14 protein-coding genes are annotated in these 16,450 nt (G+C 36.8%); 7 read left to right on the forward strand and 7 right to left on the reverse strand.

Annotated features, from left to right (window positions below; genetic code table 11):
- Window positions 1-228 precede the first annotated feature (228 nt).
- From FQ608_RS16450 to FQ608_RS16470, 5 genes are all read right to left on the reverse strand, one after another.
- Window positions 229-471, reverse strand: coding sequence for a DUF2442 domain-containing protein (locus FQ608_RS16450; protein ID WP_158859339.1), 243 nt, complete (start codon window positions 469-471; stop codon window positions 229-231).
- A 71-nt stretch (window positions 472-542) separates the two neighbouring features.
- A complete protein-coding gene (locus FQ608_RS16455; RefSeq protein WP_317168933.1) occupies window positions 543-782 on the reverse strand; it encodes a DUF433 domain-containing protein in 240 nt (79 codons plus the stop codon).
- Between the two features lie 142 nt (window positions 783-924).
- Window positions 925-1,659: an EcsC family protein gene (locus tag FQ608_RS16460; RefSeq protein ID WP_158859340.1), complete on the reverse strand. Its 735-nt coding sequence runs from the start codon at window positions 1,657-1,659 to the stop codon at window positions 925-927.
- Window positions 1,660-2,137: 478 nt separating this feature from the next.
- Window positions 2,138-2,530 (reverse strand): putative toxin-antitoxin system toxin component, PIN family, encoded by a 393-nt coding sequence (locus FQ608_RS16465; protein ID WP_158859341.1) that lies wholly within the window; start codon window positions 2,528-2,530, stop codon window positions 2,138-2,140.
- The gene (locus FQ608_RS16470) at window positions 2,511-2,738 is read right to left on the reverse strand and encodes a hypothetical protein (protein ID WP_158859342.1); all 228 of its coding nucleotides are present in this window, start codon (window positions 2,736-2,738) and stop codon (window positions 2,511-2,513) included. Before FQ608_RS16470 ends, FQ608_RS16465 begins: the two co-directional genes overlap by 20 nt.
- Before the next feature lie 1,412 nt (window positions 2,739-4,150).
- Here FQ608_RS16470 and FQ608_RS16475 point away from each other — a divergent pair.
- The 6 genes from FQ608_RS16475 (at window position 4,151) to FQ608_RS16500 (ending at window position 15,030) form a co-directional block, all read left to right on the forward strand.
- Entirely contained in the window at window positions 4,151-5,194 is a 1,044-nt protein-coding gene (locus tag FQ608_RS16475; protein ID WP_158859343.1) for a DNA cytosine methyltransferase, read from the forward strand.
- Window positions 5,194-8,172 carry an ATP-binding protein gene (locus FQ608_RS16480; protein WP_158859344.1) on the forward strand — a complete coding sequence of 993 codons (2,979 nt, stop codon included), beginning with the start codon at window positions 5,194-5,196 and terminating at the stop codon, window positions 8,170-8,172. Before FQ608_RS16475 ends, FQ608_RS16480 begins: the two co-directional genes overlap by 1 nt.
- Before the next feature lies 1 nt (window position 8,173).
- Window positions 8,174-9,820, forward strand: coding sequence for a response regulator receiver domain (locus FQ608_RS16485; RefSeq protein WP_158859345.1), 1,647 nt, complete (start codon window positions 8,174-8,176; stop codon window positions 9,818-9,820).
- 251 nt (window positions 9,821-10,071) lie between these two features.
- A complete protein-coding gene (locus FQ608_RS16490) occupies window positions 10,072-11,550 on the forward strand; it encodes an McrB family protein (protein WP_158859346.1) in 1,479 nt (492 codons plus the stop codon).
- Entirely contained in the window at window positions 11,550-13,928 is a 2,379-nt protein-coding gene (locus FQ608_RS16495) for a DUF2357 domain-containing protein (RefSeq protein ID WP_158859347.1), read from the forward strand. The genes FQ608_RS16490 and FQ608_RS16495 overlap by 1 nt, the downstream gene beginning before the upstream one ends.
- Window positions 13,912-15,030, forward strand: a complete 1,119-nt coding sequence (locus FQ608_RS16500) for a competence protein CoiA family protein (RefSeq protein ID WP_158859348.1) — start codon at window positions 13,912-13,914, stop codon at window positions 15,028-15,030. Before FQ608_RS16495 ends, FQ608_RS16500 begins: the two co-directional genes overlap by 17 nt.
- A 78-nt stretch (window positions 15,031-15,108) precedes the next feature.
- Here the strand turns inward: FQ608_RS16500 and FQ608_RS16505 are convergent, their stop codons facing one another.
- Window positions 15,109-15,309, reverse strand: a complete 201-nt coding sequence (locus FQ608_RS16505) for a helix-turn-helix domain-containing protein (RefSeq protein ID WP_158859349.1) — start codon at window positions 15,307-15,309, stop codon at window positions 15,109-15,111.
- Window positions 15,310-15,382: 73 nt separating this feature from the next.
- Between FQ608_RS16505 and FQ608_RS16510 the strand changes: the two genes are divergently transcribed.
- Window positions 15,383-15,664: a hypothetical protein gene (locus FQ608_RS16510; RefSeq protein ID WP_158859350.1), complete on the forward strand. Its 282-nt coding sequence runs from the start codon at window positions 15,383-15,385 to the stop codon at window positions 15,662-15,664.
- 225 nt (window positions 15,665-15,889) lie between these two features.
- On the opposite strand, the gene FQ608_RS16515 is transcribed toward FQ608_RS16510, so the two are convergent.
- Window positions 15,890-16,267 (reverse strand): type II toxin-antitoxin system death-on-curing family toxin, encoded by a 378-nt coding sequence (locus FQ608_RS16515; RefSeq protein WP_158859351.1) that lies wholly within the window; start codon window positions 16,265-16,267, stop codon window positions 15,890-15,892.
- Window positions 16,268-16,450: the final 183 nt, after the last annotated feature.

The following is a 16,450-nucleotide window of genomic DNA, read 5'->3' on the forward strand; positions in this document are numbered from 1 at the left end:
CTGTCTGTTACGCCAAAACCTGGATATGTCTGGTTCTGCCTTTTGTTGGATGGGAAGATAGATCGTTGGTTTATGGGTAGGATTTGAATTTCGTATTGCGAATTGGAAACCAAATCCTATTGAGTTATCTATTTTTGCTCATCCTTAATAAAACCAACGGGTTGAGGATCAATGTACTAATGTATGTAGTTGCAAACAACACCAAGCGGGGTCGTTAGCGAATGTTTTTTATATTTTTCCCTCATGCAAGTCCCATATAGGAAAACACAATTCATAGTCATTCCAAACGATGTCACCATATTCAATGGTAAAATCCTTAAACTTGTCTTTGTCCATGTATTTTTTTGTCATTGGATTCTTAGCATTTTCTAAAAACCCCTTGAAGTCAATGGTTTGGCTCACACCATCTGAGAAGTCAAATTTTATTTTATACCCGTCCAGGTAAACTGCTTTGTCAATTGAAACTATCATAACTAATCAATTTTTTTATCACCCTCAGTTTTTTCATTTATCGATTGAGTCAATTTGATAATTAAATCGTACTAGAGTTTTTTTGTATTTTTCGAGGTCACCAGTTTTTCAGCAAGCTCAAGTACTCCAACTGCTTGTTCACGAGTTACTGTAGGAAAGTCGTCCAGAAATTCATTCAAAGAAACGCCCTGTTCAAGATGCATTAACAATAAATCTACTGGAACCCTAGTACCTTTAAAAACGGGCTGTCCTCCCAGAATCTCCGGGTCAATATTGATGATATTTTTTAATAGCTTCTCTATTGCCGATATACGAAAATCCTGATAAGCTGTTTAGTTTTTGTGCTGAGCTTCAAATATACAGGGCTAATTCAAGTAAGTTTACAGAATCATCGCAAATGTCACCTTGGGAAGACGGGATTTTGACAGCGATGCCTAGGAAATGATGTTGGTTCTATTTTAGCAATTCCATTTCTTTAAAAATCCGCATTCTGTAGCAGTTTTTGGCTGTTTTTCCAAGTAGTTTTACCAACTGGTAATTAGCGATCGCTCCGACCCCCGCACCGATAATCGGAATCAATTGGGCAAGTTTGACAAGGTCCAGATAATCCCTGTATTCCAGCTGGAAATTTCTCCAATCGAAAGATTCTATTTCCTGCGGAAGCTGTTCACTGTAACTGTCCCAGGAAGCAATAATCTGTATGGTTTCATTTCTGGATTTTTGACTGGCGAAAGCGAGCTTGAAAATATATAGTATAAACAATCTCTCCCTATAATTTTTGATATCATACCCATATGTCGCGGCAATCTCAAACAATAATTTAATCTTTATGGCCAAAAAGGCAGGAAAATCCGCGAAGCCCATTAAAATTCCCCCTGCTCCGGTTATAGCTCCTTCCGCAGAAGCGGTATTCCGGTAAAATTTTATTTTTTCATCCACCAGCTGCTCCTTCACCCATAACGATTTTTCTTTTAAGATCGAGGGGGTAATATAAGTGGTTCCAAATAATACACCTTTTACCATTTTTTCAATCGCATAGGTGATGATTTTATGAATCCTTTCCGGTATAAGATTATTAATCCTTCTTTGGGTTCCTTTTGATAACCTATTGATAAAGGAGGGCTTTTTCTTTTGCTTAATATACCAGAAGTTCATTTCTGACCTTGCTAATTCTTCATAGAAGTCCATGATTTAAAATATAAGGATAATTGGAAATGTGTGAAGACCGATTCAATTATTTTCTAATAATTATAGTCAAATTTGAAACGTTGCCTATTCCCTTTTTTAATTTCTATCACAAATTAATGGTGGTCCTAATAATACCATACCAATATCCATACCGAAATCACTTTACTATGGTTGAGTACGATCTGGACCTTCACTATCTCTAGGAAAGTTGAAAAGCTTAAGGCCTCGGTCCCTGAGTGTCTCCTTCTCTAAGTCCCTCCGTCTGTGAGAGGGGACGGTTGAAGAAGCCATTTTTTTTCCGCCAAATACCGGGACTATCTGGTTCTGCTTTTTTCAATAAACGGAATGCAAATTCCTTTTGATAGGAAGGTGTAGTTGCAAACTCACCCAGCGGGGGCAGTTTTTCCCCCTCCGAGCTATCTCTGATGCACGTGGGCTGGGAAGACCAGCTTTATTCGGGTGTATAATTCTTCCAATATTATTCTGGGCTTACAATTTTAGTTTCTTTAAACTCCGAAAACGTAAAGTCGTTTGTGTTGCCGGTAATGATAAAGTCAGCTTTACATGCTTCTGCAAGTTCTAATATCATATTATCGTCTTTATCCGAAATTAAATCAAATTTCAAGCTTGGTACGAATTTCGTGGCTTTGGTCTCAATATCCGCAAGCAAATTTTCGGCTTTACCAAAAAAATCTGGAAATTTCGCAAATTTTGGTCTTGATAAAACTTCGTAATATTCGGACATTAGTTCTTCTGATACACAAAGCATAAACTTGTTATGTGTAAATAGCTCGTAAATGATTTTGTAGGGATAATTCCGTTGGATAAGGGAAGAAACTATGACATTGGTATCAATGACGTTTTTTTGCATTTCTCACCGCTTTTACTTCTTCGTTTATCTCGTCCATGGTCATAGAAGATAAACCATATCTTTCGGCTAACTCCACACACTTTTCGAGGTTCTGTCGCATCAGTTCACTGCTTATGAGTTCTACAAACTCGGTAAAAGTAAGGTTGTTTTTCTTAATACCAAACTTGTTGAACTCCAAATCAGAAATGGAAATATTAAGTGTCCTCATATCGTTATTTTTATTTTCAATTTACGAAAATGATTTAATTTTGTTAGTTTTAGTTTTACCAATCGGTAGTTAGCGATCGCTCCGACCCCCGCACCGATAATCGGAATCAATTGGGCAAGTTCTTGAAAACCCGGATATAGCTGGTTCTTCCCTTTTGTCGGATGGGGGAGATAGGTCGTAGGTTGATGGGTTGAATATGAATTAAAAATTACGATTTGAGAATTACGAATTAGAAATCAAATCCTATTGGGGTATCTATTAGAGATGATTATTATATTTTTCAAATATTTGATAATCAATATACTAACGTATATTTTATCGTTTCGAATCATGGATTTCCAGCCCTGAAAGGGCGAAATACCATAGCCTAGGGAGAAGCGCAGCGGAGCCCTAGGTTAAGTACAAACATGTCGATCGTGTTTTGGCCGCAGGGATATTTGAGGTACCATTTCTTTCCCGCCAAAACCCAACTCTGTCCGGTTCCGCCTTTTCTCGGATGTCGGAATATTAATAAATTGGTTGATTTCGAGTCAAAGATGGCAGCTCAACCAGCGAAAGATTTTGGCGGGAGGGCTATACAGGATTGACATGGTAGCGACCAAATCGGGGATACTTTGTATAGGGTTGAAACACAAAGCTACTATATCGGCCATCCCTCCGGGATTTTTGATTTCGAAATCCGGAAAATTCTTTCACAAACGGAATCACAAATTCCTATTGATAGGAAGGTGTAGTGGCATACTACACTTAGCGGGGGAAGTTTTGGCTGCGGAGATGGTTGAAGAAGCCAGTCTCTCACGCCAAACCAGAGTCTCGTTGATCCTGCCATCTCCCGGGTGACGCAAATCGAATCGCTAGCTTGATATTATTAAGAATTGCGGCTCAGACAGTAATGTTTTCTGACGGAAAGGCCCACGGACTACGTCAGGACAAGGTGCGGGAGATTGAAAATTAGTGCGGCCAGAACGCAAACCTTCTGTTATTTGTTAACTCCCCGGGTTGCGCCCAAGTTAGACGGATTCATTGTTGGTCAAAAAGATAATCCGGTTTCATGTTTTTTAATCTCACCAAGATTAAATAGGGTTTGTTGGTAACAATGCTAATGGCGATGAATCCGAGTGGAGGTTCTGAAGCGGTTCCAGGATAACTTGGATGTCATAGAAATACAATGCAGACGAAATTAGTATGTTCGGTTAATCCCTTCTCATGCAGAATAGTAATTTTCTTTAGTAGCGGAGGTTCAGTTCAAACTATCCCTAGCTGAGGCAAGCTAAAACTAGTGAGAGAAATTGAGATATTACACTTGAATATAAATTTTTAGATATCAAGAAAATTTTGGAATTGTTTCAAATAAGTAACAACTTGCTTTTATTTTTAAAAAAACTTTAATTTCAATTAAAATTCCTTTTTTAATGAAAAACAAATTCATGGCTGTAGACTTCTTTAGTGGTGCAGGGGGTATGTCCTGTGGCTTTTCTCAAGCAGGGGTAAAAATATTAGCAGGAATCGATATTGACAATCAATTTAAACAGACCTATCTGGCAAATCATAAAGGGGCAAAATTCATCAACAAAGACATAATTAGATACCAACCAGAGGACCTTCAAGAAGAACTTAATCTTGCCAAATTTGACGATGAGTTGATTTTTATTGGATGTAGCCCATGTCAGTATTGGAGCAAAATCAACACCACGAAGCATAAAGCAGCATACACCAACAACCTGATTTGGGATTTTCAAAGGTTCATCAAGTATTTTATGCCTGGTTATATTGTTGTGGAAAATGTTCCAGGGATAATTAATAAAAAAAACAACCATATTCTTCTGGATTTTCTAGATTTTTTAACGTTTCAAGGTTACAGGTCTGAACATAGGATAGTAAGAACAGATCACTATGGTGTTCCTCAGAAAAGAAATCGCTTCGTTCTTATTGCCTCGAGAGTAAAGGACAAAATCGTCTTTCCTGAACCAGAAATAACTAACAAACTTAACGTCAGGAATTATATAGGCCCAGATCAAGGATTTGCTAAAATTGACGCTGGCCATCTAGATAAAAGTGATTATGCCCACTCCACCTCATCCCTGAGTGCATTAAATCTTGAAAGAATTAGATCAACTCCAAAAAATGGAGGTACTCGGGAGGCATGGAGTCAGAATCCAAGACTACAAATACCTGCATATATGGGAAAAGATAACATCTTTAGAACGATTTATGGGAGAATGAGTTGGGACAAACCAGCACCAACGATAACCACACGGTTTATCGCCGTTTCTTGTGGTAGGTTTGGGCACCCAGAAGAAGACCGCGGATTATCTTTAAGAGAAGGAGCAACTTTACAGACATTCCCTAAAGACTACAAATTCATAGGAGGACTAGTATCGATTGCAAAACAGATTGGTAATGCAGTTCCTCCTGAAATGGCTAAAAGAATTGCTGAAAGTATAATTAAAAACTAATGGCAAATTTCAAAGCTAGGGCCCGAGCTCTTGACTTACTTGGGCGTCAACAAATAGCAGGTATTCCAACAGCTATAAATGAATTATTTAAAAATGCTCATGATGCTTATGCTGACAATGTTGAGATTGATTATTTAAGAAAAAATCAACTTTTAGTCTTGCGCGATAATGGGCTCGGAATGACAAAAAAAGATTTCGAATCACGTTGGTTGACATTGGGAACAGAAAGTAAATTCTCTAACCGAAAAACACCCCTTCCGCCTAAAGACCCTAATAAACCCGAACGACCAATCATGGGAGAAAAAGGGATTGGAAGATTAGCAATTGCGTCAATAGGTAGTCAAGTTTTGGTTTTGACAAGAGCAAAGCGGCCAGATAAAAATCACAAAATAATTGCTGCACTAATCAATTGGAGCATTTTTGAACTTCCAGGACTTGACTTGGATGACGTTGTTGTTCCCATTCGAGAATTTGATGATTTGCCGAATGGCTCGGAAATCGATCAAATGAAAAAGGAGATTATAGACTCGATCAAAAAACTAGTCGAAAGAGATGATATCACTCAAGCTGATGCAATCAGGATTACAGAAACAGTAACCCAATTTAATTTCTCTTCAATAGAGGTTAACAGGACGCTTGTTGGAAACTTCCCATTGAATGGAAATAACAGCGGAACTCATTTTTATATTTCTCCGGTTGATGAAACGCTAAATCACGATATTGATGGAGATAGAGCTAGCGAGGATGCCACCAAAATCGAAAAAATGTTGGTAGGTTTTACCAATACCATGACTCCCGGCCACCCCAAACCTTTAATAGATGTCGCGTTTAGAGATTATCGCAGTGATGACGGCAGATACTTTGATATTTTAGATAAAGAACAATTTTTTACTCCTGAAGATTTTGATTTGGCAGATCATCATTTTCAAGGAAAATTTGACGATTTTGGTCAGTTTTCAGGCTCAATTAAAGTATACCAAGAAAAGGTTTTCGAACATAAAATTTCATGGGTAGGGAATAATTTCAGATCTACAGATTGTGGGCCATTTAGCATAAATTTCGCCTATTTGCAAGGAGCACTCAGACACTCAGTACTTGACTCCGAAAACTGGGCAAGGGTTAAGGCTAAAGGGGATAAATTTGGCGGTATATATATCTATCGAGATAACATTAGGATATTACCATATGGAGATTCAGATTATGACTTTTTAGACGTTGAAAGGAACAGAACTAAAAGTGCGTCATTCTACTTTTTTTCCTATCGAAGAATGTTTGGTGTCGTAGATATCACACGAAACGAGAACGATAGCCTTAAAGAAAAAGCGGGTCGCGAGGGTTTTATAGAAAATAAAGCTTACAGGCAATTACAGGAAATCTTAAAAAACTTTTTTGTACAGCTTGCGGCCGATTTCTTCAGAGAGGGTGGTGCAAGTCCGAAGGCTGAGTTCTGGACTCAGAAGAAAAATGAGAGAGAGGTATATTATAAAGCCCTAGAAAGGAGAGATAAACAGTCTAAAATTAGAAAAGGAAAATTCCAACAATCTCTTAATTCTTTTTTCGATGATCTTGGCAAAAACCAATTCAAAGCTGAAATTGAGGGTTTACTCATGGATCAAGAAAAGCATTTTGCAGCAATTGCCTCCATAAAGGATCCTGAGATAGCTAGCCAAACTTTAATTGCTAGGGAATTGGAAGCTCGAAAACAGATAGAAGCCTACAAGCTAAAAATAAAAATACCTCAGCCCAAAGGCTTTAACATATCACGAGAAACCCGCAAGGATTATGAAGCATATCTCGACGAAATGAAGCGTTTAGAATTTGGGATTTTTCAGGAATCTGTTTACCAAATTGACAATTATGTGCAGGACTATACAATCCGCCTAAATATAGAGATAAGCAAGCGAAAACGACTCGAACAAGCCGTTGATTTTATTTCGGCCGAAGCAAAAAAAGCCGCATCCGGAAAAGAAAAAGAAGCCAAAGAAGCCGTTTCCGAAATTACTGCAAAAGTAAAAGAATTGGCGAACGAGCTTATGATTGATCTGGACAATCAAATTCGAGAAGTGAAAGGCCGATTTAAAACACTCTCTGTTGATTCCTCTGAAGATTTTGATTTAGTACAGGAACGAAAAGCCATGGAAGCCGACATAGACCATGGTAAAGAAAGGGTTACTGGCACTTTAGAACGTGTTATCAAACAATTGCAGGGCATTTATTGGGATAAAGATTCGAACAATGATTTCATAACTAGCGACCAGATAGCCGATGCTATGGCAGAAGAACTAGGCGAGCTCAAAGAAAAAATTCATGCAGACATCGAGTTAAGTCAACTTGGCCTTGCTATTGGAGTTATTCACCACGAATTCAACAGCACAGTGGGTTCAATTCGAGGCAGCATAAAAGACCTCCGTGCTTGGGCTGATGTAAATGAGAATCTAGATGCAGTCTACCAAAATCTTAAAATTAACTTTGAGCATCTTGATGGATATCTGAATCTGTTTACTCCACTCAATAGAAGGCTTTATAGAAATCGGGAAGATATTGGAGCATTAGAAATAAAGACATTTTTACTAGACTTATTCAAGCCAAGGTTGGAACGTCATAACATACAATTCAAGCATACAAAGGACTTTTCAAGAAAGAAAATACATGGGTTCAGATCTACCTTTTATCCAGTATTTGTAAACGTTGTTGATAATGCGATTCATTGGCTCAACCAAGGTACTCCTGAGGAAAAGATTATCCGTCTTCATGCTGATACTAATGCAATCTACATATCAAACAATGGACCTGAAATTCAGATTAGAGACAATCAGCGAATTTTTGAACTGGGATTTACAAGGAAAATGAATGGAAGAGGTATGGGATTACATATAAGCAGAGAGGTATTGAATGCCGAAAACTACAACATAAATCTTGACAGTCCTCGGGAAGGATCAACAGTTACTTTTAAAATTGAATCAATAAAACCCGAATAACATGAGCAGAGATTTTTTCGAAACTTCTAAAACCATTGCAAATGAATTCCTTCAAAGTGTAGTTTTTATCGATGATCGAGCTTTTATCGAGGAGAAAAAAACCAACGAACATGGGTTCAGTGCCGTCCAGATAACACGTGCCTTTGCCAAAAGTCGAAAGATTTGTGCGGTTTACCGTCCTGAAAATCTTCAAGATATCGGTAACCTAGCTCTTCTCGCAAAAAAAGCGGATGTAACGGTACTTGATTGGAGAATTGAAATAAAAGAGGATGAAATTCCTGAGGAAAATGGAGAAGAAGATGCGGAAGAAATTGATCCACGTGGTCCACATACACTCAAAATCATACGTGAAATTTTATCTGATCCTTTAACCGGTAAAGGCAGTTTAAAGCTAATTTTGATTTACACAGGCGAAACGGACTTGCCGGGTATCACAGATGCTATTCACCATAATCTAAAGGAGCAGGAAATTGATGATATTCAGAAAGGTGACTGCACAATTTTCACAGAGAACATACGGATTCTTGTATTGGCAAAGAAGGCTAGTGAAATTCAATTTAGGCACAATCCCAAGCTTAGAGGCAAAATTGTATCATACGAAGATCTTCCTGAATTTATACTAACACAGTTTACTAAAATGACGTCTGGGTTGCTTACCAATTTCGTTTTGCAATCATTGGCAGTAATCAGGGGTAACACTTTCCGATTAGTCAAACTTTACAAAAAGGAATTGGATATATCGTTTCTCGCTCACAGGCAACTTTTAACGAATCCTGAAGATACAAAAGACCACCTTATCGAAATACTGTCGCAATCAATTCAAGCCTTATTAAACTATAATAATTCAGGGGATTCTGTATCTAAAACCAACATTTTAAATTGGATTGACTCTTACTTATTCGATCAAACTATCTCAATAAATGGAAGTCAATCTATCGAAATAAATAATGAGTTCGTAAAAGTTTGGGTCAAAAGCTCATTTATTGAAGCGTGCAGAAAGCAGTGGGTAGAAAAAGGATTTAGTAATATCAAAAATACACCTGACAACCAATTCAAGACACTTGAGAAAAAGTTTCAGAAAAAAGCATCAGAATTTTTCACTAAATCTGGAGCCTACGATATTGATGCTGAATTTTCAATTCTTACACATCACAAGAGCAATCTAAAACAACCTTCAATCGTACCAAAATTAACTTTAGGAACATTAGTCAAACAACTACCCAAGGCGGGAAAAGTATATAGGGAAAATGAAATAGAGCGATACTTTTTATGTATTCAGGCAAAATGTGATAGTGTTAGAATTGATGCTCTAAGAAAGTTTCTTTTTATTCCTTTAGAGAAGATTGTAGATGAGAAACCGTTCCAATTAGTTGTATATGAAGGGGATGACTTAATCCGATTGAGAATTGAAAGATCAGCATTTGATTTAAGAACTATAAAATTTCAGCCTAAAACTGGAAAGGATTTCATTAGTGCTTACAAACGAGTAAATAACTATTATTTTAAGTCAAATCACAACGAACGATTTTTATGGTTAGCTGACCTTAAAGATTCTCATGCGCAGCGTGAGGTTCATAAATTTGCATCTCAAATTTCTAGAGTCGGGTTGGACGAATCAGAATGGCTAAGACGATGGTCTGGAAACTAGAAATTAATACATTGATAACCTATAACTTATATTTTACTATACAATAATAATCTTAAAAAACTAAATATCTTAATCCGATAAGTCAAAATATATTGAAATACATCTATTAATTTAGATATTTCAAATGGTTTTTTTATTTCAAGAAGACAAATTTAGCAAGGGTTGTAGCCAATTTTAACCCTTGAATACTTAAATCTAAGTTCTACATATTAATTAAGAAAATTTACTAAAATAATCTATTTAAAAGATAAATGAAAAATAAAGATGCATTCAAGAAATGGATTTTGAATAATATGGGTGAAAGGTCAAATGCTGGTCCATCGTATTTGACATCATTAGAATGGCTTTCTGAAAAATTCTATCAAAAAGGAAAAATAGAAACCAAATCAATTTATAATGTAGAAAGCACTGATTTGATTGAATCCCTTTATACAGAAGTTCTTCAAATTCAAAAAGATAAGTCGTCTTATATTTTTAATAACAATGCACCAGGCTATGGTAATAAAGGTTTTTATTCTGCAAGCCTTGCAAAATATAATGAGTTTTTAAAATATAAGTTGAATAGTTCCCCCGTGTTTGTAGAAAAAAAGGAATTTAATGTAGAGTTTTTTCAAAATGATTTAAGTAGTTCGGGTCTTCGCTACACAAAAGTTTTAAATATTCGGTTTACCGCCTCCCTCATCACCAAACCCTTCGTCATACTTACCGGACTTTCCGGCTCGGGAAAAACCAAACTTGCCCAAGCATTTGTGCAATGGATTTGCCAGGATAATAATCAATACTCTATTATTCCAGTTGGTGCTGACTGGACTAACCGGGAACCACTATTGGGTTATCCCAATGCACTGGATGCAAAGGAATATGTTAAGCCAGATTCTAAAGCGCTAGATCTGATTATCAAAGCAAATGAAAATAAGGATTTGCCTTATTTTTTAATATTGGATGAAATGAACCTAAGCCACGTAGAGCGGTATTTTGCGGATTTTTTGTCCATTATGGAGTCTGAGGATAGTATCACATTGTATAGTGGGGCCGTTAGAAATAGTTCAGATGGACTGTTAATACCCAGTAAAGTAGATTGGCCTAAGAATCTTTTTATGATAGGAACTGTCAATATAGATGAGACCACCTACATGTTTAGTCCTAAAGTACTCGACAGGGCGAATGTGATTGAGTTTAGAATTTCCAAAGCTGAATTGGAAATGTATCTAGGTTCTAATCAAACAATAAATTTTTCTATGCTTAAAGGAAAAGGAGCAAATATGGCTGCCGACTTTGTAAAACTGGCAAAAGGAAGTGATTTCGGCATTGACGACGATAGAAGGTTAAATGAAGCCCTCGTTAATTTTTTCATAGAACTGAAAAAGACAGGTGCTGAATTTGGCTATAGATCAGTTTCTGAAATAAGGCGCTTTGTGGGGATTGCCAAGAAACTTGATCCAGATTGGGATTTTGACAGTGTAATAGATGCTGCTATCATGCAAAAATTGTTACCCAAGCTACATGGGTCAAGAAGTAAGTTGGTAGGTGTATTGGAGACTCTGGCGAGGATATGTCTTAATGATTCCAAAGATACTAATGTAAGAGAAACATATTTTGATGCTTTTAAAAAGGTGGAGCTTGACTTGCTTGCGGATAAAAATGTAAAATTCCCAATCTCATTGGAGAAGATATGCCGTATGCACAAAAATGTAGTGGATAATGGTTTCACTTCGTATGCTGAGGCCTAATGGAAACAGTAGAATTTGTCTCCATCTCCCTTGACAAGCTACAAGAAGGATTGGAACTCGATGTTTATCCTGAAGGGAATAATTTCTTAAGGGAATTATCTGAAGAGGAGGCCTATGAGTTTGGAGAAGCCCCCGTTCAGCTATTGGAGGGAAAGTCCTATGAATATAAATTTTCTAGTTCGGAATATCGATTAATCACAGACTATAGTAATCTTATTACTCAATCAAAATCTTCTGGTGGAGCAGGAGGAAGGATAGTACCCAATATTTATGTGGGAACTTTGATTGCATACGTTTATCATAAAGAATTTCCAGAAACGAAGTTTCCAATTGCGTTTGAGGTGCTGTCCAGTAAGTTTGATAATGAACAGGATAAAAGCTACCGGGAAAATTATCGGTTTATGCTGGAGAGCATTACCGAAAAGTCGACTGAACTTTTGATGCAAATCAATTCTCCTGTCCATCAAAATTATGAGATTAATTTCGATCAGGACAACAGGACTGTATATCAAAGATTTTGTTTTGTCCGTTCGATCATTAATGCCACTGAATTTGAAGAAGCTTTGCAAAAGATCTTTAGCAATCCAAAAACCAGTTGGAGCAAAACGTCAGAAAATGTCGATACGCGTAGGATCAAAAGATTCAATCAATCTGCGATCAGGCAATTGGTTTCGGGAAGCAATAGGACGATTTTGCCATTAGATCATCATTTAAGATCCTATGGATTAGAATCAATCCCTGCAAAAATTAAAGGGATCAGAAAAGTTGAAAGTCTGGATAATCCTGAGAATAGGTTTATCAAACATGCCATGGAAGTTTATCTGACCTTCTGTGAACAGTGTAGGGATGTTTTCGTTGTAGGCACCAGAGAAAAAAAAGAGGCCGAGGTGTTGGCAAAAACTTTGGAAAATTATCTAAACCACAATTTTTTCAAAGAAATATCCAGACCAACTACCCTAAGGCTAAACAGTCCCGTCCTCCAGAGAAAAGGCGGTTACCGGGAAATTTTGAATTCGTGGATGAAATATGACTTGGCTGCAAAATTAATCTGGAAAGGTGGAGATGATGTCTATAAAGCCGGAAAAAGGGATATCGCTACGCTATATGAATATTGGTTGTTTTTTACTCTGTATGATATGGTAAGAGAAAAATTCAACCTTAACAATCTTAGTGTAAACGATAAGCCCTACGACCATCTGTTTGAAATGGATAAAGCGGGGGTTAATTTGTTGGTCAAAGCAGGAAAGCATGTTGCTCTGGAAGGTGAATGCAATTTCGATTCAAAATCCCTGAATATTAAATTTTCTTATAACCGAAGCTACAAAGGAGGTAGTAAATACAGAACAGACAAAGGTAATCAAGGTAGAAGTTGGACTGCGACTTTGAGACCTGACTACTCTTTAACTTTCTGGCCAACAGGATTATCCGAGCAGGAGGCTGAGAAGTCTGAGTTGATAGTCCATATACACTTTGACGCTAAATATAAGGTTACGCAGTTTCTTGTGGAAGTTGACAAATCAGAGACTGATTTGGATGAAGAAAAACAAGAAGAGCGAAAGGGAAATTACAAGAATGCAGATTTGCTGAAAATGCATGCCTATAAGGATGCTATTAGAAGGACAGGAGGAGCATATGTTCTATATCCAGGCACTCCTCAAAAAGATCCCTTTCGGGGTTTTCATGAAATTATACCTGGACTTGGCGCATTTGCAATCAATCCTTCCAAAGAAAATACAGGGATTTCTGAATTGTCGGATTTTGTAGATAAGGTTGTCAAGCACTTGCTTGATCGAAGTTCGCAAAGAGATCGACTTTCTCAAAAAGTATATGATATCCATCTCTTAGATAAAGACGATGATAATGTAATGCATGAGCCAGTTCCTGAATACCATAATGGTAAAGGTTCTGAGCGAATTATTCCCGATGAAACCTTCGTATTGATCGGATATTGTCGATCTGCTGAACGAATGGATTGGTATAGGGAAAAACAATTGTACAATTTCCGTATGGATGATGATGCTGGTTCTTTGGTTTTGAGCAAAGAAGTGGCAGATGCCAAATATTTGCTTCTTCGGGAGAATAAAAAGGACAAAGCGGATAAGCTTTTCAGAATAAAAAGCGCAGGACCAAAGGTGTATTCAAAGGAAAAACTCGAGAAATTAAATTACCCCCCAATGGGATCCCTTAAGGAATATTACCTTGTTATTGAAATTGAAAGGGTTGCGCTTTCTGATTTTGGTGCAGTCAAATGGAGGTTTAAAGATCTGGAGGCTTACAAAAAAGTAATTGAGACCGATGGCAATATTAGGAAGCGTGTTGGAATACCATTTACCGTGACTTTGTCAGAATTGATGCGGGTGGTTGAAAAAGAGGATTGAAGATGAAATCGAGATGGAAAAGCTACTGACATATGCTCTAAAGGATGGTGTTCTGACACATGTACTAAATGTTCCAAATGGAAAGGAATGCGGTTGTTTATGTCCTAAGTGCTTTGAGCCTTTAGTTGCAAAAGCAAACATCAAAACGGAAAAATATAAAAAAGAACCACATTTTGCACATAGTTCCGGGTCGGATTGCTCAGGTGCCTATGAATCAGCACTTCACTTATTGGCCAAAAAAATTCTAAAGGAAACCAAACAAATTCAACTTCCAGATTTCCATTTCGATTATAATTCTAGAAATCAACATTCGATTTATAAAAGTCTAAAAATCATCGATTTTGAAGAGGTTGTGGATGAACAAAGATTGAAAACAGGAGAAGAATTTATTGTGGCAGATGTTGAATGCAGAAGAGGAGAAAAAAAATTGTTTGTTGAATTCGCCCATACGCATTTTGTGGATTCAGATAAAAAGAGGAAGATCAAAAATGGAAGTTTTCCATTTATAGAAATTGACTTATCCGATCAAATATTAAAGGAATCTTCAATAAAAGATTTTCTTCTTTCAAAAAGCCCAAAAATATATTGGATAGCTAATCCAGTTCTAGATAAAGGGTATATTGATGATTTGGAAATAAAAGCCAAAGCCAAATCAGAGGAAAAAAATCAAGAGATTATAGAATTAAAGACTAATAATCTAAATGTGATCCAGGTAATTGATAATAAGGTTCGGATTTGTCCAAAAAAAATTGATTTTTTTGGCTATTTTAAAAAATCTAAATATTATTCTCATCCGATTTTAAAGGAAATTGCAGATGGAAAGTTTTGGAATGAAAAAATATATGGGCATTATTCTTGGGAAGAATACATATACTTCCAAGGAAAAAAAATCCACACAAGCCTTTTACCAAATTTAGGAGGTCAGCTTCCAGACGATTCAGATTTGCTTAGAAGTGGATTAAAAGCAATTATTGAAAGAAAAGATTTAGACTTAAGGTTATGTAATTTCTGTAAATATTATGATGATTCTGTTGTTATGGAACCAAACAAATATCAATTATGTAGCTTTAAACTAGAATCAGGTTTGATTAAAGATGTTTAATAGAATTAAAACGATCCTTTTAGAAAGATTTCGCCCCTAAATAGAAGAAAGGTTGAAAAAGAGATAAGCAAATTGATTTCAAAAAAACTCACCCATCCCCACCCCCAGCGCCTCCGCCAACTTCTCCATTACCTCCAAGGATACATTTCTCTTACCCTGCTCAATTCCGGAGATATAGGACCGATTAAGGCAGGATTTTTCTGCTAGATCTAGTTGGGACATGCCTTGCTGATTTCGGATTTCACGGATTCTCAGACCGAATTTTTCTTTAATATTCACTTTTAATGTTGACTATTGTAAACATTTTGTTTATATTTATCATGGATTTTGGTTCATTTAAACTGATTGTTCCATGAAAACGAAAATACGAAATATCGGTGACGTTGAGGAATTCTTTACACTTCTTATGGATGTGGAGTTACTTAATTTCCATCCGGATAATGATTTTAAAGATTATATCTGTAGGGAAGGAGCCAAAGCAAATTCCCCCAGCTACACCCCGGAAGAAGCTGAGTTAAGAAATGATATGCTTGCTCAATGTATTCAGGTTTGCGAAAGGGCAGGGGTAGATATTTATGATATAGGCTTTCAACTTCTATATGAACGACTCACAGAGGTGTTAAATATTGAGTAGGGATAGGTTCACTGTTTTTGTCTCGGCAAAATCTACTGAATAAATGTAAGAGTAATTGATAAAAAAAAGGAGGAGACAATTTGCCTCCCCTTTTTTTCCAACTAAATTAAAGGTAGCTTAAAAAATACCCTAGTTAATGCTTGTGGATGGAATATTGTTTAGGATTATAGTTTCGGACGTATAACTCACTAATTCAGATGATTTTGTAATGCAAGTCTGGCTTTTCTACTTGTTCGTAACCCGTTTCTTTATCCAAGTTACTATTTCCGAGAAGTCTAATTTTCCAGACGCTATTGCGATTATAAAATCATATTTGTCTTCTTGAGTGGCTTGAATATCTTTGCCAAAATTCATCAAAACCAACCGCATCAACACGTAACCTGTTCTTTTATTACCGTCAATAAACGGGTGATTTTTGACTATACTCTCCAAAATAGCACTTGCTTTTTCTTCTGGATTTGGATAAAATTCAGTTGCTCCAAAACCGCTAAATGGTCTTTCAAGTGCAGCCCTAAGCGCATTTTCATCTCTTACCCCCGGCGAACCGCCGAACTCGTGTAACAAAATCTTATGAATCTCAATAACCTCTTCATAACCAATCATTTCGCTAATTTCTCGAGCAGTTCTCGATCTTCAGTTAATATTGTATTAAGGTTAAGTGAAAGTCGCATTTTCTCCGGTGATGTTTTCTCTACTTGGCGAAGATATTGTAAAAGTTCGCCCAACACTTCGTCTGGCAGCTTGTTAACAATTTGAACTATTTCGTTTTTGGGTTCCATATCTGTA

Source organism: Lunatibacter salilacus (assembly GCF_009797935.1).
Lineage (GTDB): Bacteria > Bacteroidota > Bacteroidia > Cytophagales > Cyclobacteriaceae > Lunatibacter > Lunatibacter salilacus.

Coding starts and splice junctions, on each gene's coding strand:
- FQ608_RS16450 (WP_158859339.1), bottom strand. CDS start 471: ATGATAGTTTCAATTGACAAAGCAGTTTACCTGGACGGGTATAAAATA.
- FQ608_RS16460 (WP_158859340.1), bottom strand. CDS start 1,659: ATGGACTTCTATGAAGAATTAGCAAGGTCAGAAATGAACTTCTGGTAT.
- FQ608_RS16465 (WP_158859341.1), bottom strand. CDS start 2,530: ATGCAAAAAAACGTCATTGATACCAATGTCATAGTTTCTTCCCTTATC.
- FQ608_RS16470 (WP_158859342.1), bottom strand. CDS start 2,738: ATGAGGACACTTAATATTTCCATTTCTGATTTGGAGTTCAACAAGTTT.
- FQ608_RS16475 (WP_158859343.1), top strand. CDS start 4,151: ATGAAAAACAAATTCATGGCTGTAGACTTCTTTAGTGGTGCAGGGGGT.
- FQ608_RS16480 (WP_158859344.1), top strand. CDS start 5,194: ATGGCAAATTTCAAAGCTAGGGCCCGAGCTCTTGACTTACTTGGGCGT.
- FQ608_RS16485 (WP_158859345.1), top strand. CDS start 8,174: ATGAGCAGAGATTTTTTCGAAACTTCTAAAACCATTGCAAATGAATTC.
- FQ608_RS16490 (WP_158859346.1), top strand. CDS start 10,072: ATGAAAAATAAAGATGCATTCAAGAAATGGATTTTGAATAATATGGGT.
- FQ608_RS16495 (WP_158859347.1), top strand. CDS start 11,550: ATGGAAACAGTAGAATTTGTCTCCATCTCCCTTGACAAGCTACAAGAA.
- FQ608_RS16510 (WP_158859350.1), top strand. CDS start 15,383: ATGAAAACGAAAATACGAAATATCGGTGACGTTGAGGAATTCTTTACA.
- FQ608_RS16515 (WP_158859351.1), bottom strand. CDS start 16,267: ATGATTGGTTATGAAGAGGTTATTGAGATTCATAAGATTTTGTTACAC.